1 protein-coding gene is annotated in these 24,819 nt (G+C 70.1%); it reads left to right on the top strand.

The features are described from left to right. Positions 1-11 precede the first annotated feature (11 nt). The gene (locus ACFVFR_RS02700; protein ID WP_383697417.1) at positions 12-24,788 is read left to right on the top strand and encodes a type I polyketide synthase; all 24,777 of its coding nucleotides are present in this window, start codon (positions 12-14) and stop codon (positions 24,786-24,788) included. Positions 24,789-24,819 lie beyond the last annotated feature (31 nt).

Genomic DNA, 24,819 nt, shown 5'->3' with positions numbered 1-24,819 from the left:
TAAGCACGCACATGTCGAACGACGACAAGGTCCTCGACTACCTGAAGCGCCTGACCGCGGACCTGCGGCAGACCAAGCAACGGCTCCGCGAGGTCGAGGACAAGGCCACCGAGCCGATCGCGATCGTGGGCATGAGCTGCCGCTTCCCCGGTGGGGTCGAGTCGCCCGAGGACCTGTGGCGTCTTGTCGAGTCCGGCGTGGACACGGTCTCCGAGTTCCCCACCGACCGTGGCTGGGACGTGGAGTCGCTCTACGACCCCGACCCGGAGCACCTGGGCACCACCTACGCCCACGAGGGCGCGTTCCTGCGCGGCGCCCCCGAGTTCGACCCCGGGTTCTTCGGGATCTCGCCGCGTGAGGCGTTGGCGATGGACCCGCAGCAGCGGTTGCTTCTGGAGACGTCCTGGGAGGCGTTCGAGCGGGCCGGGATCGACCCCTCCTCGGTACGCGGCAGCCGCTCTGGCGTCTTCATCGGGACCAACGGCCAGGACTACATGGCGTTGTTGATGGCGGCGCAGGAGAGTGTGGAGGGTTACGCCGGTACGGGTATCTCGGCCAGTGTCATCTCCGGTCGGCTGTCGTACACCTTCGGTCTGGAGGGGCCGGCGGTCACGGTGGACACCGCGTGCTCGTCCTCGTTGGTCGCGCTGCACCTGGCCGTGCAGGCACTGCACAAGGGCGAGTGCGAGATGGCCCTGGTCGGCGGTGTGACGGTGATGTCGACGCCTGGTTCGTTTATCGAGTTCAGTCGGCAGCGTGGGTTGGCGCCCGATGGTCGGTGTAAGGCGTTTTCTGACAGTGCTGATGGCACGGGTTGGGGTGAGGGTGTTGGGGTGCTGCTGGTGGAGCGGCTCTCCGACGCTCAGCGCAAGGGTCATCAGGTGTTGGCGGTGGTGCGCGGTTCGGCTGTCAACCAGGATGGTGCGTCCAACGGTCTGACCGCGCCCAACGGTCCCTCCCAGCAGCGGGTGATCCGGCAGGCCCTGGCCAGCGCCGGCCTGACCTCCTCCGATGTGGACGCCGTCGAGGCGCACGGCACCGGCACCACCCTGGGTGACCCCATCGAGGCGCAGGCGCTGCTGGCCACCTACGGGCAGGACCGTACTGGCGAGCCGTTGTGGCTGGGCTCGATCAAGTCCAACATCGGTCACACCCAGGCGGCGGCCGGTGTCGCCGGAGTCATCAAGATGGTCATGGCCATCCGCCAGGGCGTGCTGCCCCACACCCTGCACGTCACTGAGCCGTCGTCGCATGTGGACTGGTCGGCTGGTGCGGTGGAGTTGTTGGCGGAGTCTCGGCCGTGGCCGGTGGTGGGGCGGTCGCGTCGGGCGGGTGTGTCGTCGTTTGGCGTGAGTGGGACGAACGCCCACACGATCATCGAGCAGGCTCCGGAGCCTGAGGTCTCGGACGCTGAGCCCGTGGCGAAGGCCACCCCCGGTGGCGTGGTGCCGTGGGTGGTGTCGGGTCGGAGTGTGGAGGCGTTGCGCGCGCAGGCGGGTCGTCTTGCGGTGGGTACCGTGGGTCTTGATCCGGTGGATGTGGGTTTCTCGTTGGTGTCCTCGCGTGCGGTGTTGGACCAGCGTGCGGTGGTGGTCGCGGCGGATGCCGAGTCCCGACAGGCGGCGTTGACGGCACTGGCCGAGGGCGCCCAGCCGGCAGCCGTGATCACGGGCTCGCCCGTTGCCGGGCTGGTGGGTTTTCTGTTCTCGGGCCAGGGTGCGCAGCGATTGGGGATGGGGCGTGAGCTGGCGGCGCGTTTCCCGGTGTTCGCCGACGCGCTGGACGCGGTGTTGGGTGAGTTCGACCCGCGTGTGCGGCAGGTGTTGTCTGGCCAGGACGCGGAGGCGTTGAACGAGACGGGTGTGACGCAGCCTGCGTTGTTCGCGGTTGAGGTGGCGTTGTTCCGGTTGTTGGAGTCGTGGGGTGTGCGTCCTGACGTGTTGGCTGGGCATTCGATTGGTGAGTTGGCTGCGGCGCATGTGGCGGGTGTGTGGTCGTTGTCGGATGCTGCCCGGGTGGTGTCGGCGCGTGCTGGGTTGATGCAGGCGTTGCCGTCCGGTGGGGCGATGGTGGCGGTTCAGGCGTCTGAGTCTGAGGTCGCGGGGGGTGGTCTGCCGGAGGGTGTGGGGATCGCGGCGGTCAACGGGCCGTCGTCGGTGGTGGTCTCGGGTGACGCTGCTGCGGTGGAGCGGGTTGCGGAGCACTGGCGTGAGGCGGGGCGGAAGACCTCCCGGCTGCGGGTCAGCCACGCGTTCCATTCGCCGTTGATGGATCCGATGTTGGAGGAGTTCCGTCGGGTCCTGGAGAGCGTGTCGTGCGCGGCGCCGACGATCCCGATCGTCTCCACGCTGACCGGTCAGCTGGCTTCGGCTGAAGAGTTGATGTCGGCCGGGTACTGGGTGCGCCATGTGCGCGAGTCCGTCCGTTTCGCTGACGCCGTGTCCGCCCTCGTGGACGAGGGTGTGGGGACGTTTGTCGAGGTGGGGCCGGGTGGGACACTCTCGGCTCTGGGGCAGGAGACGGCGCCGGATGCCGGCTTCGTACCGGCTTTGCGGGCGGATCGTTCGGAAGAGTTGGCGCTGGTCTCGGCTCTGGCTGAGGTTCATGTGCGTGGGGCTTCGGTGGACTGGGCGGCGTTCTTCGCTGGGAGTGGGGCGCGGCGAGTTGATCTGCCGACGTACGCCTTCCAGCGTGAGCGCTACTGGCTCGATACGCCGCCTGTCGCCGGTGACGTCGCGATGCTCGGCCTCGGCTCGGTGGAGCACCCGTTGTTGGGCGCGTCCGTCGCAGTGGGTGACACGGATGGCGTGCTACTGACGGGGCGCTTGTCGGTTCAGACCCATGCGTGGCTGGCTGACTACGTGGTGCACGGTTCGGTGGTGCTGTCGGGCGCGGCGTTCGTGGAGTTGGCGGTGCGGGCTGGTGACCAGGTCGGGTGTGATCTGGTGGAGGAGTTGACGCTGGAGGCGCCGCTCCTCCTGCCCGAGACCGGTTCGGTGCGGGTGCAGGTATGGGTGGGAGCGGCGGACGCGACCGGCCGGCGCGAGCTGGGCTTGTACTCCAGTGCGGGTGAGGGCGACGGGGTGTGGTCGCGCCACGCCTCGGGTGTGCTGGCTGAGGGTGAGCGTACGGCCGGGGTGTCGTTGGTGGAGTGGCCGCCGGCTGGGGCGAAGGTGGTGGACCTGGAAGGGTTCTACGACCGTGCGGCCGAGGGCGGTTTCGGGTATGGGCCGGCGCTCCAGGGGTTGCGGGCTGCCTGGCGTAAGGGCGACGAGATGTACGCCGAGGTGGTCGCGCCCGACGGTGTGAGCGTGGACGGCTTCGGCCTGCACCCCGCACTGCTGGACGCGGCGGCACAGACGGCCGGCCTGATCGACGGAGACGCCGCTAGGTTGCCGTTCGCGTGGTCGGGTGTGCGGTTGTACGCCTCGGGCGCGAGGGTGCTTCGGGTGCGGGTGTTGCCCGGTGGTGTGGAGGGTGTGTCGCTGGCGGTTGCCGATGGTACGGGCGCACCGGTGGCATCGGTGGAGTCGCTGACCCTGCGCGAGGTGACGGCCGGGGAGCTGGCCGGAGCGGCCGGCGACGGCCTGGGCGACGCGCTGTTCGGCATCGACTGGGTGCCCGTGCCGATTGCCTCAGCCGTGGCCGGCGAGCTGCCGGTGCGGTGGGACGACCTGGAGGCGATGACCGGCCAGGCGGAGTTGTCTGGTTTCGTCGCGGTGGAGTGCCCGGTTGTTGCCCGTGACGGGGCCGACGCGGTGGTGGGTGCGCATGAGGCGGCGCATTGGGCGTTGCGTACCGTGCGGGGTTGGTTGGCGGATGAGCGGTTCAGCGCGTCACGCCTGGTGGTGGTGACGCGTGGTGCGGTGGCCGTAGCAGCTGATGAGGGTGTGTGTGGTCTGGGGCAGGCTGTTGTGTGGGGTTTGGTGCGTTCGGCGCAGTCGGAGAATCCGGGTCGGATTGTGTTGGTTGATCTGGATGGTGAGGTTGCTTCGGTTGAGGTGTTGGCTGGGGCGTTGGCTTTGGGTGAGCCGCAGTTGGCGGTGCGGGCTGGTGTGGTGAGTGTTCCGCGTCTGGTGCGGGCTGGGCGGTCTGTGGTCGAGGATCCTGGTTTTGGTGTGGGTCCGGTGTTGGTGACTGGTGCGACGGGGACGTTGGGTGGGTTGGTGGCCCGGCATTTGGTGGTTGAGCGTGGTGTGCGGAGCCTGTTGCTGGTCAGTCGTCGTGGTGGGGCGGCTGAGGGTGCTCAGGCGTTGGGCGCGGAGTTGGTGGGGCTGGGTGCCGAGGTGACGTTCGCCGCGTGTGATGTGGCGGATCGGGAGGCTGTGGCTGGGTTGCTGGCCGAGCATCCGGTGACGGCTGTGGTGCACACGGCCGGCGTACTGGACGATGCCACGATTGGTTCGCTGACTCCGGAGCGTATTGATGGGGTGTTTGGGCCGAAGGTTGATGCCGCGTGGCATCTGCACGAGCTGACTCGCGATCTGGACTTGTCGGCGTTTGTGTTGTTCTCTTCGGCGGCTGGTGTGTTTGGTGGGCCGGGGCAGGGTAGCTACGCGGCGGCCAACGCGTTCCTGGATGCGTTGGCCCAGCACCGGCGCGCCCAGGGCTTGCCCGCCACCTCGTTGGCCTGGGGTCTGTGGGCGCAGGCCAGTGGCATCACGGGCCAACTCGACGAGGCCGACGTACGACGCATGACACGGGGCGGCCTGGTGCCCCTGCGGTCGGCCCAGGGACTGGCGCTGTTCGACGCCGCGGGTTCGACGGGGCGTGCGCTGCTGGTGCCCGTGCCGCTGGACCTGTCGGTGTCGCGACGTGAGGCGCGTACCCAGCCTGTTCCGCACCTGTTGCGTGGGCTGGTTCGGGGGCCTGCGCGGCGGGCCGCCGAGTCCGGGGTCGTGGTGGGCTCGGCGCTGGCACGGTCGTTGACGGGGTTGACGGCGGCCGAGCGGGACAAGGCCCTGCTCGACCTCGTACTCGGCCATGTGGCCGCCGTGCTCGGACACGGCTCGGGGCAGGCCATCGCTCCGGAGCGGGCGTTCAAGGACCTGGGCTTCGACTCGCTCAGCTCGGTCGAGCTGCGCAACCGCCTCAACGGTGCCACCGAGCTGGCCCTGCCCGCCACGCTCGTCTTCGACTACCCCACCCCGGCCGCACTCGTCGGCTATCTCAGCGGGGAACTCGCGGGTGCCTCCGCTCTCGCGGGTGACACCGACGCGGCCGTGACCGCCGTGAGTGACGAGCCGATCGCGATCGTGGGCATGAGCTGCCGCTTCCCCGGTGGGGTCGAGTCGCCCGAGGACCTGTGGCGCCTGCTGGTCGACGGCGGCGACGCGGTGGGTGACTTCCCGACGAACCGTGGCTGGGACGTGGAGTCGCTCTACGACCCCGACCCGGAGCGCTTGGGCACCACGTACGCGCGGGAGGGTGGGTTCCTACACGACGCGCCCGAGTTCGATCCTGGGTTCTTCGGGATCTCGCCGCGTGAGGCGTTGGCGATGGATCCGCAGCAGCGGTTGCTCCTGGAGACGTCCTGGGAGGTCTTCGAGCGGGCCGGGATCGACCCGACCTCGTTGCGTGGCAGCCGCTCCGGTGTGTTCGTCGGGACCAACGGTCAGGACTACATGGCGTTGTTGATGGCGGCGCAGGAGAGTGTGGAGGGTTACGCCGGTACGGGTATCTCGGCCAGTGTCATCTCCGGTCGGCTGTCGTACACCTTCGGCTTCGAGGGGCCGGCGGTCACGGTGGACACCGCGTGCTCCTCGTCCCTGGTCGCCCTGCATCTGGCCGCGCAGGCGTTGCGGTCGGGTGAGTGCGAGATGGCGCTCGCGGGCGGTGTGACGGTGATGTCGACGCCTGGTTCGTTTATCGAGTTCAGTCGGCAGCGTGGGTTGGCGCCTGATGGTCGGTGTAAGGCGTTTTCTGACAGTGCTGATGGCACGGGTTGGGGTGAGGGTGTGGGGGTGCTGTTGGTGGAGCGGCTCTCCGATGCTCAGCGCAAGGGTCATCAGGTGTTGGCGGTGGTGCGTGGTTCGGCGGTGAACCAGGATGGTGCGTCCAACGGTTTGACCGCGCCCAACGGGCCCTCTCAGCAGCGGGTGATCCGCCAGGCCCTGGCCAGTGCGGGGCTGGAGCCGGCGGATGTGGACGCCCTGGAGGCGCACGGCACAGGCACCGCGCTGGGTGACCCGATCGAGGCCCAGGCACTGTTGGCCACGTACGGGCAGGACCGCACCGGTGAGCCGCTGCTGTTGGGTTCGGTGAAGTCGAACATCGGTCACACCCAGGCGGCTGCTGGTGTGGCGGGTGTGATCAAGATGGTCATGGCGATGCGGCACGGCATGCTGCCCAGGACGCTGCATGTCACTGAGCCGTCGTCGCATGTGGACTGGTCGGCTGGTGCGGTGGAGTTGTTGGCGGAGTCTCGGCCGTGGCCGGTGGTGGGGCGGTCGCGTCGGGCGGGCGTGTCGTCGTTTGGCGTGAGCGGGACGAACGCGCACACCATCATCGAGCAGGCTCCCGAACCGGAGGTCTCGGGTGAGCTTGAGGTCGCCCCCGGGTCGGTGCGTGCGGGTGTCGTGCCGTGGGTGGTGTCGGGGCGCAGTGTGCAGGCGTTGCGCGCGCAGGCGGGGCGTCTTGCGTCGGGTACGGCGGGTCTTGACCCGGTGGATGTGGGTTTCTCGTTGGTGTCGTCGCGTGCGGTGTTGGACCAGCGTGCGGTGGTGGTCGCGGTAGATGCCGAGTCCCGACAGGCGGCGTTGACGGCACTGGCCGAAGGCGCCCAGCCAGCAGGCGTGATCACGGGCGCAGCTACCACCGGGGCCCTGGGTTTCCTGTTCTCGGGTCAGGGTGCGCAGCGGTTGGGGATGGGTGGTGAGCTGGCTGCTCGTTTCCCGGTGTTCGCTGATGCGTTGGACGCGGTGTTGGGTGAGTTCGACCCGTCCGTGCGTGAGGTGTTGTCTGGCGACGACGCGGAGGCGTTGAACGAGACGGGTGTGACGCAGCCTGCGTTGTTCGCGGTCGAGGTGGCCCTGTTCCGGTTGCTGGAGTCCTGGGGTGTGCGTCCTGACGTGCTGGCCGGGCACTCGATTGGCGAGTTGGCTGCGGCGCATGTGGCCGGCGTGTGGTCCCTGTCGGATGCTGCCAAGGTTGTCTCGGCGCGTGCTGGGTTGATGCAGGCGTTGCCGTCCGGTGGGGCGATGGTGGCGGTCCAGGCGTCCGAGGCCGAGGTCGCGGAAGGCGGGCTGCCGGAGGGTGTGGGGATCGCGGCGGTCAACGGCCCGTCCTCGGTGGTGGTCTCGGGTGACGCGGTTCAGGCTGAGGCTGTGGCTGAGCGGTGGCGTGCGGCCGGCCGCAAGGTGTCGCGCCTGCGCGTCAGCCATGCGTTCCATTCGCCGTTGATGGACCCGATGTTGGAGGAGTTCCGGCGCGTTCTGGAGGGTGTGTCGTACGCGGCGCCGACGATTCCGATCGTTTCCACATTGACGGGTGTGCGGGCGTCGGAGGAGGAGCTGACGTCACCCGCGTACTGGGTGCGGCACGTTCGGGAGTCCGTACGCTTCGCCGACGCCGTGTCCGCCCTCGCGGACGAGGGCGTGACCACCTTCGTCGAGGTGGGGCCGGGTGGGACGTTGTCGGCTCTGGGGCAGGAGACGGCGCCGGACGCCGGTTTCGTGCCGGTGTTGCGTGGAGACCGTTCGGAAGAGTTGGCGTTGGTCTCGGCGCTCGGCAGGGTTCATGTGCGTGGGGTTTCGGTGGACTGGGCGGCGTTCTTCGCCGGGAGCGGTGCACGGCGGGTCGACCTGCCGACGTACGCCTTCCAGCGCGAGCGCTACTGGCTGGACGCACCGGCGCACGGGCGTACCGAGCGGACGTCGCCGGAAGAGGCGCGGTTCTGGGAGGTCGTTGAGGAAGGCGACCTGGACCACTTCGCCCGTACGCTGCACGTGTCGTCCGACGACCCGCTGAGTGCCGTGCTGCCGAGGCTGTCCGCCTGGCGCCGGGAGCAGCAGGGTCGGGCCGCCGTGGAGGGCTGGCGGTATCGGATCGGTTGGCGTTCGCTGGCTGTCGAGGGTCGGCCGCTGGAAGGCGCCTGGTGTGTGGTGGCGACCGCGGGTGAGTCGCGGGCCGAGTGGGTTCGCGACGCGCTGGCGCGTGCGGGTGCCGATGCGCGGGTGCTGTGGGTGGACCCGGCCGCGGTGGATTGGGCAGCGGAGCTGTCCGACGTGGCTGAGTTGCGTGGTGTGGTGTCGCTGCTGGGACTGGCGGATGCTGGAGCGGCGACCGTGCCTGTCGGCGTGGGTGCCACGGTCGGCTTGCTGCGGGCGTTGGATGAGGCGGCGGGTTCGGCGCGGTTGTGGTGCGTGACCTCGGGTGCGGTGTCGGTCGGGGCCGACGACACGGTGGCCGGTTTCGAGCAGTCGGTCGTGTGGGGACTTGGCCGGGTGGCCGCCTTGGAGTACCCGGGGCGCTGGGGCGGCCTGGTGGACCTGCCCGAGACGTGCGACGACGCGGCGGGCGATCTGCTGGCGTCGGCGCTTGCCGGTGCCGGGGGCGAGGACCAGTTGGCGTTGCGCGGTGGCGAGATGTGGGGGCGCCGGCTGCTACCCGCGCCGATGGGTGCTTCCGCCGCTCGCGCTGGTTGGACGCCGCGCGGCACCGTACTGGTCACCGGCGGCACCGGTGCGCTCGGCGCGCACGTCGCCAGGTGGCTGATCGCCAGGGGCGCCGAGCATCTGCTGCTGACCAGCCGGCGTGGGTTGGAAGCCGAGGGTGCTGAAGAGTTGCGTGCGGAGCTGACCGCGCTGGGCGCTCGGGTGACCATCGCGGCCTGTGACGTCGCCGACCGGAACGCGTTGGCGGAGTTGCTGGCCTCGGTACCCGCCGAGTTCCCGATCACGGGAGTCGTCCACGCGGCGGGCGTCGAGCGCTCGCCGCCGCTCGCCGACCTCGATCCCTCCGACCTCACCGAGTTCGCCGATGTGTTGGCGGCGAAGGTGGATGGGGCGCGGAACCTGCACGAGTTGTTGGGTGAGACGCCGTTGGACGCGTTCGTGCTCTTCTCGTCCATCGCGGGCATCTGGGGCAGTGGCGGTCAGGGTGCGTACGCCGCCGCCAACGCCTACCTGGACGCGCTCGCCGCCCACCGACGTGCTGCGGGGCTGGCTGCCACTGCCGTCGCCTGGGGGCCGTGGGCCGACGGTGGCATGGTCGCGAACGCCGGGCAGGACGCGGCGGGTCAACTGCGACGTCGGGGCTTGTCGGCGATGGCCCCGGCGGTGGCTGTCGTTGGTTTGGCGTCGGCGTTGGAGCGGGGTGACGTGGACGTTGTTGTCGCGGATGTGGATTGGGAGCGGTTCGCGGGGACGTTTATGTCTCAGCGTTCTAGTGCGTTGTTGGGTGAACTGCCGCAGGTGCGTGTGTTGTTCGAGGAGTCTGGGGTTGGTCAGGTCGCGTCGGTGTGGGCTGAGGGGTTGGTTGGGTTGGGGGTGGGTGAGCAGGAGTGGCGGTTGACGGAGTTGGTGCGGTTTGAGGCTGCGGCGGTGTTGGGGTATGTGTCGGGTGAGGTGTTGTCGGCGACGAGGGCGTTTAGGGAGTTGGGTTTTGATTCGCTGACGGCGATGGAGTTGCGTTCGCGGTTGAGTGAGGTGACGGGTGTTGCTTTGCCGGCGACGTTGGTCTTCGACTATCCGAACGCGGCGGTGTTGGCGGCGTATCTCCGCACCGAACTCGCGGGAACCAGCGAGGTCCCAGCCTCCGCCGCTCCGAGCACGGTCGTCGGCGCCACCGACGACCCGATCGCGATCGTGTCGATGGCCTGCCGCTATCCCGGCGGCGTGGCCAGCCCCGAGGACCTGTGGCAGGTACTGGTGTCGGGCAAGGACGCGGTGTCGGACTTCCCGACCGACCGAGGCTGGGACCTGGAGGCCCTGTACGACCCCGACCCGGACGGGGTGGGTACCTCGTACTCGCGCTCGGGGGCGTTTCTCTCCGATGTGAGCGGCTTCGACGCCGGGTTCTTCGGCATCTCGCCGCGTGAGGCGTTGGCGATGGACCCGCAGCAGCGGTTGCTCCTTGAGACGTCCTGGGAGGCGTTCGAGCGGGCCGGGGTCGATCCGGCGTCGTTGCGCGGCGAGCGGGTGGGGGTGTTCGTCGGCTCGAACGTGCAGGACTACGGACTGGTGCTGGGTGGGGCCGCCGAGGATGTGGGTGGCTATGTCGCGACCGGTAACGCGGCCAGTGTCGCCTCGGGTCGGCTGTCGTACACCTTCGGCTTCGAGGGCCCGGCGGTCACGGTCGACACCGCGTGCTCGTCCTCGCTGGTCGCGCTGCACCTGGCCGTGCAGGCCCTGCGCACCGGTGAGTGCTCGATGGCCCTGGCGGGCGGTGTGACGGTGATGTCGACGCCGGGTGCGTTTATCGAGTTCAGCCGTCAGCGTGGGTTGGCTTTGGATGGTCGGTGTAAGGCGTTCGCTGATGCGGCGGATGGTACGGGTTGGGGTGAGGGTGTGGGCATGTTGCTGGTGGAGCGGTTGTCGGACGCGCGCCGCAACGGCCACCAGGTGTTGGCGGTGGTGCGGGGTTCGGCGGTGAACCAGGATGGCGCGTCCAACGGTCTGACCGCTCCTAATGGTCCCTCGCAGCAGCGGGTGATTCGGCAGGCGTTGGTGAGTGCGGGGCTGTCTGCGTCTGAGGTGGATGTGGTGGAGGCGCATGGTACGGGGACGAGGTTGGGTGACCCGATCGAGGCGCAGGCGCTGTTGGCCACGTACGGGCAGGGTCGTGCGGCTGACCGTCCGTTGTGGTTGGGTTCGGTGAAGTCGAATATTGGTCATACGCAGGCTGCTGCTGGTGTGGCGGGTGTGATCAAGATGGTGATGTCGATGCGGCATGGTGTGCTGCCGCGTACCTTGCATGTGGATGAGCCGTCCTCGCATGTGGACTGGTCAGCCGGCGCTGTGTCGCTGTTGACGGAGACTCGTTCCTGGCCCGAGGCCAGCGGGCCGTGGCGGGCGGGTGTGTCGTCGTTCGGGTTCAGTGGCACGAACGCGCACACCATCATCGAGCAGGCTCCGGAGCCGGAGGCTGTCGAACCCGAGGCCGTACCCGAAGCCCGCACCCGGGACAACCTGGTGCCGTGGGTGCTGTCGGCCAACGACGCGGACGCCCTGCGCGGCCAAGCCCAGCGCCTGGTGACCGTGGCTCGCGAGCACGTGGTCGTGGACGTCGGCTACTCGCTGGCCACATCGCGCTCGACGCTCGACCATCGTGCGGTGGTGGTTGCCGGCGATCGGTCGGAGTTCCTGGCGGCTCTGGAGGCTGTGGCCGAGGGCCAGGTGTCCGGTGGCGTGGTTTCGGGCGTGGTGGGTGAGCCCGGTCGGGTGGGCTTCCTGTTCTCGGGTCAGGGTGCGCAGCGGTTGGGCATGGGGCGTGAGCTGGCGGCGCGTTTCCCGGTGTTCGCTGAGGCGTTGGACGCGGTGCTGGGTGAGTTCGATCCGCGTGTGCGGGAGGTGCTGTCTGGCCAGGACGCCGATGCGTTGAACGGGACGGGCGTGACGCAGCCTGCGTTGTTCGCGGTTGAGGTGGCGTTGTTCCGGTTGTTGGAGTCGTGGGGTGTGCGTCCTGACGTGTTGGCCGGGCACTCGATTGGTGAGTTGGCTGCGGCGCATGTGGCTGGTGTGTGGTCGTTGTCGGATGCGGCCCGGGTGGTGTCGGCTCGTGCTGGGTTGATGCAGGCGTTGCCGTCCGGTGGGGCGATGGTCGCGGTCCAGGCGTCTGAGTCTGAGGTCGCGGGGGGTGGTCTGCCTGAGGGTGTGGGGATCGCGGCGGTCAACGGGCCGTCGTCGGTGGTGGTCTCGGGTGATGCCGTCCAGGCCGAGGCGGTGGGGGAGCGGTGGCGTGCGGCTGGGCGTAAGGTGTCGCGGCTGCGGGTGAGCCATGCGTTCCATTCGCCGTTGATGGATCCGATGTTGGAGGAGTTCCGGCGGGTTCTGGAGGGTGTGTCGTACGCGGCGCCGACGATTCCGATCGTCTCCACGTTGACGGGTGCGCGGGCGACCGTCGAGGAGTTGAGCTCGGCCGCGTACTGGGTGCGGCACGTGCGCGAGTCTGTCCGTTTCGCTGACGCGGTGGCCACTCTCGTGGGTGAGGGTGTGGGGACGTTTGTCGAGGTGGGGCCGGGTGGGACGTTGTCGGCGCTGGGGCAGGAGACGGCGCCGGACGCCGGCTTCGTGCCGGTGCTGCGGGGTGACCGCCCGGAGGCTGTGGCCGCGATCTCGGCCGCTGGACAGTTGCACGTCCGCGGCGTGCCGGTGGGCTGGGAAGCCTTCTTCGCTGGTGGCGCGCGGCGGGTCGATCTGCCGACGTACGCCTTCCAGCGCGAGCGCTACTGGCCCGAGACGCTGCCTGCGGCGGGCGATGTCGGCGCGGTGGGGCTCGGCCCGGTCGAGCATCCGTTGCTGGGCGCGGCGGTGGCGGTAGGCGGTACGGGTGAGGTGTTGCTCACCGGGCGCCTGTCCATCCGCACCCATGCGTGGCTGGCTGACTATGTCGTACACGGTTCGGTGGTGTTGCCTGGTGCGGCGTTCGTGGAGTTGGCGGTGCGGGCTGGTGACCAGGTCGGGTGTGATCTGGTGGAGGAGTTGACGCTGGAGGCGCCGCTGGTGCTGCCCGAGACCGGTTCGGTGCCTGTGCAGGTGCGGGTGGGCGCGGCGGACGAGGCCGGTCGGCGTGAGCTGCGGCTGTACTCCAGCACTGGTGATCATGACGAGACGTGGTTGCTTCATGCCTCGGGTGTGTTGACTGAGGGCCAGCCCATCGCCGGGGTGTCGTTGGTGGAGTGGCCGCCGGCTGGGGCGAAGGTGGTGGACCTGGAGGGGTTCTACGACCGTGCGGCCGAGGGTGGTTTTGGGTATGGGCCGGCGTTCCAGGGATTGCGTGCTGTTTGGCGTAGGGGTGACGAGGCGTACGCCGAGGTTGTGTTGCCGGAAGGGGTGCGGGCCGAGGGGTTCGGTCTGCATCCGGCGCTCCTGGACGCGTCGCTGCACGCGGCCGGGCTGGCACGGGGCGAGCGTGGGAGCGAGGGTTCCTTCGACGGGTTGCCGTTCGCGTGGTCGGGTGTGCGGTTGTATGCCTCGGGTGCGAGGGTGCTTCGGGTGCGGGTGTCGCCCGCTGGTGCGGAGGGTGTGTCGCTGGCGGTTGCCGATGGTGCGGGCGCACCGGTGGCATCGGTGGAGTCGCTGGCCCTACGCGAGGTGTCCTCGGAGGAACTGGCGGGGGTGGCCAATGGCGGCCTGAGTGACGCGCTGTTCGCCGTGGACTGGATGCCAGTGCCGGTGCCGGCTGCGTCGGCTGGGGATGCCTTGCCGTCGGTCGAGTGGAGTGAGCTGGCGGAGGCTGCTGGGTCACCGGTGCTGGCTGACTTCGTGGCGGTGTCCTGCCCGGCGGGTGCCGCCGCTGATCCGGTGGTGGGTGCGCATGAGGCGGCGCATTGGGCGTTGCGTACCGTGCGGGGTTGGTTGGCGGATGAGCGGTTCAGTGGTGCGCGGTTGGTGGTGGTGACGCGTGGTGCTGTGGCTGTAGCGGCCGATGAGGGTGTGTGTGGTCTCGGGCAGGCTGTTGTGTGGGGTTTGGTGCGTTCGGCGCAGTCGGAGAATCCGGGTCGGATTGTGTTGGTTGATCTGGATGGTGAGGTTGCTTCGGTTGAGGTGTTGGCTGGGGCGTTGGCTTTGGGTGAGCCGCAGTTGGCGGTGCGGGCTGGTGTGGTGAGTGTTCCGCGTCTGGCCCGGGTCAGTCGGTCCGCCGTGGAGGATCCTGGTTTTGGTGTGGGTCCGGTGTTGGTGACTGGTGCGACGGGCACGTTGGGTGGGTTGGTGGCCCGGCATTTGGTGGTTGAGCGTGGTGTGCGGAGCCTGTTGCTGGTCAGTCGTCGTGGTGGGGCGGCTGAGGGTGCTCAGACGTTGGGTGCGGAGTTGGTGGGGCTGGGTGCCGAGGTGACGTTCGCCGCGTGTGATGTGGCGGATCGGGAGGCTGTGGCCGGGTTGCTGGCTGAGTATCCGGTGACGGCGGTGGTGCACACGGCCGGCGTACTGGACGATGCCACAATCGGTTCGCTCACCCCGGAGCGCATTGATGGGGTGTTCCGGCCGAAGGTCGATGCCGCGTGGCATCTGCACGAGCTGACCCGCGACCTGAACCTGTCGGTGTTCGTCCTCTTCTCCTCGATCTCCGGTGTGCTCGGCGGGCCGGGGCAGGGTAACTACGCGGCGGCGAACTCCTTCCTGGACGCGCTGGCCCAGCACCGGCGCGCCCAGGGCCTGCCCGCCACCTCGCTGGCCTGGGGTTTGTGGGCGGACGCGGCGGGGATGGCTGGCGGTCTGGACGACGCCGACGTGCGTCGCATGGCCCGAGGCGGGATGATTCCGCTGGGGTCGGCTGAAGGGTTGGCGTTGTTCGACGCGGCGGGTACGACGGGGCGGGCGCTGCTGGCACCCGTACCGCTCGACCTGCCGGTACTGCGCCGGCAGGCACGTACGCAACCTGTCCCGCACCTGTGGCGTGGCCTGGTTCGCGGCGTGGCGCGGCGGGCTGCCGAGGCCGGGGCCGTGGTCGGCTCGGCGTTGGCGAAGTCGCTGGCGGGGCTGACGGCGGCCGAGCGGGACAAGACTCTGCTCGATCTCGTGTTGGGCCACGTGGCGGTGGTGTTGGGGCACGGCTCGGGGCAGGCCATCGCTCCGGAGCGGGCGTTCAAGGATCTGGGCTTCGACTCGCTCAGCTCGGTCGAGCTACGTAACCGCCTCAACGGTGCCACCGAGTTGGCCCTGCCCGCCACGCTCGTCTTCGACTACCCCACCCCGGCCGCACTCGCGACGTATCTGGGCACGGAGCTGCTGGGTGGGGCGGTCGCTGTCGCGGCCGGTGCTCCCACCGTGATCGCCACGGACGAGCCGATCGCGATCGTGGGCATGAGCTGCCGCTTTCCCGGTGGGGTCGAGTCGCCCGAGGACCTGTGGCGCCTGCTGATCGACGGTGAGGACGCGGTGGGTGACTTCCCGACCGACCGTGGCTGGGACGCGGAGTCGCTCTACGACCCCGACCCCGAAAGCTCGGGCACGACCTACAGCCGTATGGGTGCTTTCCTTGACCGCGCGGCGGAGTTCGACCCGGCGTTCTTCGGCATTTCGCCGCGTGAGGCTTTGGCGATGGACCCGCAGCAGCGGTTGCTTCTGGAGACGTCCTGGGAGGCGTTCGAGCGCGCGGGCATCGACCCCGACTCGATGCGTGGCAGCCGCTCCGGCGTCTTCATCGGCACCAACGGCCAGGACTACGCGGCGCTGCTGCTCGCGGCGCGGGAGAACGTCGACGGGTACGCGGGCACCGGCAACGCCGCCAGTGTCATCTCCGGCCGGCTCTCCTACACGTTCGGACTCGAAGGCCCCGCCGTCACGGTCGACACAGCCTGCTCGTCGTCGCTGGTCGCCCTGCACTGGGCGAGTCAGGCTCTGCACCAGGGCGAATGCGAGATGGCGCTGGTCGGTGGCGTCACGGTGATGTCGACACCGGGTGCGTTCATCGAGTTCAGCCGTCAGCGCGGACTGGCACCCGACGGCCGGTGCAAGGCGTTCGCTGACGCGGCGGATGGTACGGGTTGGGGTGAGGGTGTGGGCATGCTGCTGGTGGAGCGGTTGTCGGATGCGCGCCGCAACGGCCACCAGGTGTTGGCTGTCGTGCGCGGTTCGGCGGTGAACCAGGATGGCGCGTCCAACGGTCTGACCGCTCCCAACGGTCCCTCGCAGCAGCGGGTGATTCGGCAGGCGTTGGCGAGTGCGGGGCTGTCTGCGGCTGAGGTGGATGTGGTGGAGGCGCATGGTACGGGGACGAGGTTGGGTGACCCGATCGAGGCGCAGGCGCTGTTGGCCACGTACGGGCAGGGTCGTGCGGCTGACCGTCCGCTGTGGTTGGGTTCGGTGAAGTCGAATATTGGTCATACGCAGGCTGCTGCTGGTGTGGCGGGTGTGATCAAGATGGTGATGTCGATGCGGCATGGTGTGTTGCCGCGTACCTTGCATGTGGATGAGCCGTCCTCGCATGTGGACTGGTCAGCCGGCGCTGTGTCGCTGTTGACGGAGACCCGACCCTGGCCGGAGGTGGACCAGCCGCGGCGGGCGGGCATCTCGTCGTTCGGTGTGAGCGGCACCAACGCGCACGCCATCGTCGAGCAGGCACCCACGACGGCGGAACCGGCGGACACCGAAGAGTCGGCGTTCGACGGCGGTGCCGTGCCGTGGGTGCTGTCGGCCAAGTCGGCCGAGGCGCTGCGGGGGCAGGCGGCGCGACTCGCGGGCTTCGCGGTCGAGTCGGCGGACCTGGGCATGGCGGAGGTGGGCCGCGCGCTGGCTACCTCCCGGGCCATGCTGGAGCACCGTGCGGTGGTGGTCGCCGATGACCGGTCGGAGTTCCTGGCGGCTCTGGAGGCTCTGGCTGACGGCCAGGTGTCTGGTGGCGTGGTTTCGGGTGTGGTGGGTGAGCCCGGTCGGGTGGGTTTCCTGTTCTCGGGTCAGGGTGCGCAGCGGTTGGGGATGGGTGGTGAGCTGGCTGCTCGTTTCCCGGTGTTCGGTGAGGCGTTGGACGCGGTGTTGGGTGAGTTCGACCCGTCCGTACGAGAGGTGTTGTTGGGCCAGGATACGGAGGCGCTGAACGAGACGGGTGTGACGCAGCCTGCGTTGTTCGCCGTCGAGGTGGCGTTGTTCCGGTTGCTGGAGTCCTGGGGTGTGCGTCCTGACGTACTGGCCGGGCACTCGATTGGCGAGCTGGCTGCCGCGCACGTGGCTGGTGTGTGGTCCCTGTCGGATGCCGCCAGGGTTGTCTCCGCACGTGCTGGGTTGATGCAGGCGTTGCCGGCTGGCGGAGCGATGGTGGCCATCCAGGCGTCCGAGTCTGAGGTCGCGGATGGTGGTCTGCCGGAGGATGTGGGGATCGCGGCGGTCAACGGCCCGTCGTCGGTAGTGGTCTCGGGCGACACGGCTCAGGCTGAGGCGGTGGGGGAGCGGTGGCGTGCTGCTGGTCGTAAGGTGTCGCGCCTGCGCGTCAGCCACGCCTTCCACTCGCCGTTGATGGACCCGATGTTGGAGGACTTCCGCCGGGTTCTGGAAAGCGTGGCATTCGCGACGCCGACGATCCCGATCGTCTCCACGTTGACGGGTGTGCGGGCATCGGAAGAAGAGTTGACGTCGCCTGCGTACTGGGTGCGGCACGTACGCGAGTCCGTACGCTTCGCTGACGCGGTGGCCACTCTCGTGGGTGAGGGTGTGGGGACGTTTGTCGAGGTGGGTCCGGGTGGGACACTCTCGGCGCTGGGGCAGGAGATGGCGCCGGACGCCGGCTTCGTGCCGGTGCTGCGGGGTGACCGCCCGGAGGCGGTGGCCGCGATCTCGGCCGCTGGAAAGTTGCACGTCCGCGGCGTGCCGGTGGGCTGGGAAGCCTTCTTCACAGGCACGGAGGCGCGGCGGGTTGATCTGCCGACGTACGCCTTCCAGCGCGAGCGCTACTGGCTGAGCACCCTGTCGCTGATGGGTGACGTCGCGGCGGTGGGCCTCGGTTCGGCGGAACATCCGCTGTTGGGCGCGTCCGTCGCGCTGGCTGGTACGGATGACGTGCTGCTGACGGGGCGCTTGTCGGTCCAGGCCCATGCGTGGCTGGCTGACTACGTGGTGCACGGTTCGGTGGTGCTGTCGGGTGCGGCGTTCGTGGAGTTGGCGGTGCGGGCTGGTGACCAGGTCGGGTGTGATCTGGTGGAGGAGTTGACGCTGGAGGCGCCGCTCCTCCTGCCCGACGCGGGCTCGGTTCGGGTGCAGGTGCGAGTGGGAGCGGCGGACGAGACCGGCCGACGCGAGCTGACGGTCCACTCCAGTACGGGTGGGGCCGACGACGGGTCGGCGTGGACCCGCCACGCCACCGGCGTGCTGTGCGCCGGTGAGCGCGTCGAGCAAACCGCCCTGGCGGAGTGGCCGCCGACGAACGCCGAGGCCGTTGACCTGGACGGCTACTACGACCGTGCGGCCGAGGGTGGTTTTGGGTATGGGCCGGCGTTCCAGGGATTGCGGACTGTTTGGCGTAGGGGTGGCGAGGCGTACGCCGAGGTTGTGTTGCCGGAAGGGGTGCGGGCCGAGGGGTTCGGTCTGCATCCGGCGCTCCTGGACGCGTCGCTGCACGCGGCCGGGCTGGCGCTCGCCGGGGGTGACGACGACCTGAGCGGGTTGCCGTTCGCGTGGTCGGGTGTGCGCCTGCATGCCTCGGGTGCGACCGCCCTACGCGTACGCCTGACGTTGGTGGGGCCGGATGCCGTATCGCTGACGGTCGCGGATGGTGCCGGTTCGCCCGTGGCCTCGATCGACTCGCTGACGTTCCAGCCGGCTACGGCGGCGCTCTCGCGACAGGACGCGCGGTCGCTGTTCGGAGTGGACTGGGTACCGCTGACGGTGCCGGAGGGAGCGGGTGGCGTTCCTTCCGTGGCGTGGGGCGAGTTGGCGGACGTGGCCGAGTCGACACCGCTGCCTGACTTCGTCGTGGCGGAGTGCCCGGTCGGACTCGCCGCCGCCGCTGATCCGGTGGCTGGTGCGCATGAGGCGGCGCATTGGGCGTTGCGTACCGTGCGGGGTTGGTTGGCCGACGAACGGGCTGACGCGACCCGACTGGTCGTGCTGACGCGTGGTGCTGTCGCCGTGTCGGCTGACGAGGATGTGCGTGATCTCGCGCAGGCTGCTGTGTGGGGTTTGGTGCGTTCGGCGCAGTCGGAGAATCCGGATCGGATCGTGTTGGTTGATCTGGATGACGAGGCTGCATCGGTAGGGGTGTTGGCTGGGGCGTTGGCTTTGGACGAGCCGCAGTTGGCGGTGCGGGCTGGTGTGGTGAGTGTTCCGCGTCTGGTACGGGCTGAGCAGGCGATAGTCGATGATCCGGGTTTTGGTGTGGGGCCAGTGTTGGTGACTGGTGCGACGGGGACGTTGGGTGGGTTGGTGGCTCGGCATCTGGTGGTTGAGCGTGGTGTGCGGAGTCTGCTGTTGGTCAGTCGTCGTGGTGTGGCGGCTGAGGGTGCTGAGGCGTTGGGTGCGGAGTTGGTTGGGTTGGGTGCCAAGGTGGCGTTCGCCGCGTGTGATGTGGCGGATCGGGAGGCTGTGGCCATGCTGCTGGCCGAACACCCGGTGACGGCCGTGGTGCATACGGCCGGCGTACTGGATGACGGCACGATTGGTTCGCTGACCCCGGAGCGGATTGATGGGGTGTTCCGGCCAAAGGTCGACGCGGCCTGGCATCTGCACGAGCTGACGCGCGAACTGAATCTGTCGGCCTTCGTGTTGTTTTCCTCGGTCGCGGGCCTGCTCGGCGGGCCGGGGCAGGGTAACTACGCGGCGGCGAACTCCTTCTTGGATGCGTTGGCCCAGCACCGGCGTGCCCAGGGCCTGCCCGCCACCTCGCTGGCCTGGGGTTTGTGGGCGGACGCGGCGGGGATGGCTGGCGGTCTGGATGACGCCGACGTACGTCGCATGGCCCGAGGCGGTGTGACTCCGCTGGGGTCGGCTGAAGGGTTGGCGTTGTTCGACGCGGCGGGTACGACGGGGCGGGCGCTGCTGGCACCCGTACCGCTCGACCTGTCCGTACTGCGCCGGCAGGCACGTACCCAGCCGATCGCGCATCTGCTGCGTGGGTTGGTCCGTGGCACCGCGCGCCGGGTTGTCGAGTCCGGCGCGGCTGCCGGGTCGGCGCTGGCACAGTCGCTGGCGGGGCTGACGGCGGCCGAGCGGGACAAGGCCCTGCTCGATCTGGTCCTCGGCCACGCGGCCGTGGTTCTCGGGCACGGGTCGGCGCGGGCCATCGCACCCGACCGGGCGTTCAAGGAGCTCGGCTTCGATTCGCTGACCGCCGTTGAGCTGCGTAATCACCTCAACGCGGCCACCGAACTGCGACTGCCCGCCACGCTCGTCTTCGACCACCCGAGCCCGGCCGCGCTCGCCGCCCACCTCGGTACCGAGCTCGCCGGCGCGCCCGCCGCGACGCCGGTCACCCGGGCGGCCCTGACCTCGGCGACCGACGAGCCGATCGCGATCGTCAGCATGAGCTGCCGCTACCCCGGTGGTGTGCGCTCGCCCGAGGACCTGTGGCAACTGGTGCTGGACGGCGTCGACGCGATCGGCGAGTTCCCGGCCAACCGAGGCTGGGACCTGGACGCGCTCTACGACCCGTCGGGTGAGCGGGCCGGCAGCTCCTACGCCCGCGAGGGTGGCTTCTTGCACGACGCCGACCAGTTCGACCCGGCGTTCTTCGGGATCTCGCCACGCGAGGCGCTCTCCATGGACCCGCAGCAGCGGTTGCTTCTGGAGACGTCCTGGGAGGCGTTCGAGCGCGCGGGCATCGACCCCAACGCGCTGCGCGGCCGAGATGTGGGGGTCTTCACCGGCTCCAACACGCAGGACTACGCCACGCTGCTGGCGGCCAGCGACGAGAGCTTCGAGGGTTACATCGGCACAGGCAACGCGGCCAGCGTGGTCTCCGGCCGGATCGCGTACACCTTCGGACTCGAAGGCCCCGCCGTCACCGTGGACACGGCCTGCTCGTCGTCGCTGGTGGCCCTGCACCTGGCGGCGCAGGCGCTGCGCTCCGGTGAGTGCTCGCTGGCCCTGGCCGGTGGTGTGACGGTGATGTCGACGCCGGGCGCGTTCATGGAGTTCAGCCGCCAACGAGGGTTGTCCGCCGACGGCCGGTGCCGGGCGTTCTCGTCCGACGCGGACGGCACCGGCTGGGGTGAGGGCGTGGGAATGCTCGTCCTGGAACGGCTGTCCGACGCGCGGCGCGCGGGCCACCGAGTGCTCGCGGTCGTCCGTGGTTCGGCGGTCAACCAGGACGGCGCGTCCAACGGCCTGACGGCGCCGAACGGTCCCTCTCAACAGCGCGTCATCCGTGCCGCGTTGGATTCCGCTGGTCTGTCGGCGACTGAGGTGGATGCGGTGGAGGCGCATGGTACGGGGACGAGGTTGGGTGATCCGATCGAGGCGCAGGCTCTGTTGGCCACCTACGGGCAGGGCCGGCCGGCGGATCGGCCGTTGTGGTTGGGTTCGGTGAAGTCCAACATCGGTCACACCCAGGCCGCCGCCGGTGTCGCGGGCGTGATCAAGATGGTCATGGCGATGCGCCACGGTGTGCTGCCCAAGGCGCTGCATGTCGCCGAGCCCACCCCGCAGGTTGACTGGTCGGCTGGTGACGTGGCGCTGCTCACCGAGGCGCGGGCTTGGCCTCAGAGCGACCGGCCGCGCCGGTTCGGCGTCTCGTCGTTCGGGTTCAGCGGTACGAACGCGCACACCATCATCGAGCAGGCCCCGGAGCCGGAGGCCGTCGCGACGCGGGCCACCCCCCGCCCGTCCGGGCGACCCGTGCCACTGCTGGTCTCGGGGCGTGGCGAGGACGCGCTCCGGGCACAGGCCGACCGGCTGCGCGCCCACCTTGTGGCGCACCCCGAGCTGAACCCGCTCGACGTGGCCGCCACCCTGGCGGGCGCTCGGCCCGCCCTCGACCACCGGGCGGTCGTCGTGGGGCAGGACCGCGACGGGCTGCTGACCGCCCTGGGCGCGCTGGCCACGGGACGGACGGGCAGCGGCCTGGTCTCCGGTGTCGCCGCCGGGCACCGGCTGGCCTTCCTGTTCTCCGGCCAGGGCGCCCAGCGCCTGGGCATGGGGCGCGAGCTGTACGTGCGCTTCCCGGTCTTCGCCGACGCGCTCGACGCGGTCTGTTCCCACCTCGACACTCACCGGGAGACGCCGCTGCTGGACGTGCTGTTCGGCGGGGACGCGGAGGCGCTGGACGAGACGGGTGTGACCCAGCCGGCGTTGTTCGCGGTCGAGGTGGCGTTGTTCCGGTTGCTGGAGTCCTGGGGTGTACGTCCTGACGTGCTGGCCGGGCACTCGATCGGTGAGTTGGCCGCCGCGCACGTGGCCGGCGTGTGGTCGCTGGCCGACGCCGCCGCCGTGGTGTCGGCTCGCGGGCGCCTGATGCAGGCGCTGCCTACGGGCGGTGCGATGGTCGCGATCCAGGCCACCGAGACCGAGGTGCTGCCCGGGCTACCCGCCACCGTCGGCATCGCCGCGATCAACGGTCCCACCTCGGTCGTCGTCTCGGGTGTGGCGACGGACGCGGAGACGGTCGCCGAGCGGTGGCGTACGGCGGGGCGGAAGGTGACCCGGCTGCGCGTCAGCCACGCCTTCCACTCGCCGCAGATGGAGCCGATGTTGGAAGAGTTCCGGCGCGTACTCGACGGCGTGACCTTCCACGCACCGCGCCTCCCGATCGTCTCCACACTGACCGGCGCCCGGGCAAGCGAGGAAGAGTTGACATCGGCCGCGTACTGGGTGCGCCACGTACGCGAGGCCGTGCGGTTCGCCGACGCCGTCACTACGCTGCACGAGCAGGGCACGGACGTGTTCCTGGAGGTCGGGCCGGGCGGGGTGCTCACCGCCCTGGGCCGCGAGAGCGCGCCCGACGCCACGTTCGTACCCGCCCTGCGCGGCGACCGGCCCGAGGCGCTCGCGCTCACCACGGCCGCCGGCCAGCTGCACGTACGCGGCGTCGCCGTCGACTGGTCCGAGCTGACCACCGGCGGCACCTCCGTGGACCTGCCCACCTACGCCTTCCGACGGCAACGGTTCTGGCCCACCCTGGCCGAGACAGCCACCCGTGATGTCACGGGCTCGGCCGACGCGCGGTTCTGGGCGGCTGTCGCCGACGGCGACCTTGGCGACCTGGCCGAAGAGTTGGCGGTCTCGCCCGACGACTCGATCGGCGCGGTGCTGCCCCGACTGTCGTCGTGGCGGCGGGCCCAGTCCGAGACATCCGCCGTCGACGCCTGGCGCTACCGCGTCACCTGGCAGCCGGTCACCGAACCCGCCGCGAACCTCACCGGCACCTGGCTCGTGGTCAGCCGGTCCGGTGTCGGCGAGGAACCCGTCGCCACCGCCCTCAGCCGCTACGGCGCGCGCGTCCTGCCCCTCCGGACCGCCGACGCGACGGACCGGGACGCGCTCACGGCCCTGCTGACCAGCGGCGAACCCGTCGCGGGCGTGCTGTCGCTGTTCGCGCTCGACCCCGAGCTGCCCGCCGGTGGCCTGGCCGCCACCCTCGCCCTCGTCCAGGCACTCGGCGACACCGGTCTCGCCGCGCCCCTGTGGTGCGCGACCCGGGGCGGCGTCGCCACCAACGGCAGCGACACACCCGCAAGCCCCGAACAGGCGATGGTGTGGGGCCTTGGCCGGGTCGTCGGACTGGAACACCCCGAGCGCTGGGGCGGTCTCGTCGACCTGCCCGAGTCGCTGGACGAGCGCTCCGGCGCCCGCCTCGCGGGCGTCCTGTCCGGCGCCCACGAAGAGGACCAGGTCGCGCTCCGCGGCAGCGGGGTGTTCGCCCGCCGACTCGTCCGTGGCACCACGCGCCGCACCGGCGACTGGGCCCCCACCGGCACTGTGCTGGTCACCGGCGGCACCGGCGCACTCGGCGCGCACGTCGCCAAGTGGCTGATCGCCAGGGGCGCCGAGCACCTGCTGCTGACCAGCCGTCGCGGACCGGCCGCCGAAGGCGCCGAAGAGCTGCGCGCCGAGCTGTCCGCGCTGGGCGCCCGGGTCACGATCGCCGCCTGTGACGCCGCCGACCGGGACGCGCTGGCCGAGCTGCTGGCCTCGGTACCCGCCGAGTACCCGCTGAGTGGCGTCGTCCACGCGGCGGGCGTCCTGGACGACGGCGTCCTGTCCGGCCTCACCCGCGACCGACTCGCCGCCGTCCTGCGCCCCAAGGTCGAGGCGGCACGCAACCTCGACGAGCTGACCCGGGGCCTGGACCTGTCCGCGTTCGTCCTCTTCTCCTCGGTGTCGGGCACGTTCGGCGCCGCGGGACAGGGCAACTACGCGGCGGCCAACGCCTACCTCGACGCGCTCGCCGAACGACGCGTCCAGGCCGGCCTGCCCGCCACCGCCGTCGCCTGGGGCCCGTGGGGTGGCGGCGGCATGGTCGAAGGCCAACTCGGCGACCACCTGCGCCGCCGTGGCCTGGCCCCGATGGCACCCGAGCGGGCGGTGGCCGCACTGGACCAGGCCGTACGCCAGGGTGACCCGACGGTGCTGGTCGCCGACGTCGACTGGGACGTCTTCGCCCCGGCCTTCACCTCCGTACGCCCCAGCCCCCTGCTGCGCGAACTGGTCGACACCCACCGAGCTCCGACCGCCACCGAGACGGCGGCCCCGCTCGACCTGGCGACCCAGCTCGCCGCACTGTCCGCGCCGGAGCGCGAACGCGCCGTGCTGGACCTGGTCCGCGAGCAGGCAGCCGCCGTCCTCGGCCACGACGGCACCAAGCTGGTCGAGCCCGGCCGGGCGTTCAAGGAACTGGGCTTCGACTCGCTCACCGCGGTCGAGTTCCGCAACCTCCTGGGCGCGACCACCGGACTGAACCTGACCGCCACCCTCGTCTTCGACCACCCCACGCCGGCCGCGCTGGCCGCGCACGTGCTCGACGAGCTGCCGGGCGGCGGAGCGCCCACCATCGACACCGAGCTAGACCGCCTGGAATCCGCGCTGTCCCTGCTGACACCGGATGACCAGCAAAGCGCCGCCGTCAGTGCCCGCCTGCGCGCACTGCTGTCCCAGTGGGACGGGGCGCACACCCGCACGGAACCCGCCGAGTCCCACACGGACGCGCGCACCGCGCCGGCGGACGAGCTGCTCGCGCTGCTCGACGAAGAACTCGGTAGGTCCTGAGCCGATGAACACGCCTGAAGGGTCGCAACAC

The organism is Streptomyces sp. NPDC057702 (assembly GCF_042799315.1).
Classification (GTDB): Bacteria; Actinomycetota; Actinomycetes; order Streptomycetales; family Streptomycetaceae; genus Streptomyces.
Note: the sequence above shows the minus strand (reverse complement) of the source record. Positions and strands in the feature narration are given on the sequence as shown.

Excerpts from the sequence above, each read along its gene's own strand:
- ACFVFR_RS02700 (WP_383697417.1), top strand. The coding sequence starts at position 12 with ATGTCGAACGACGACAAGGTCCTCGACTACCTGAAGCGCCTGACCGCG.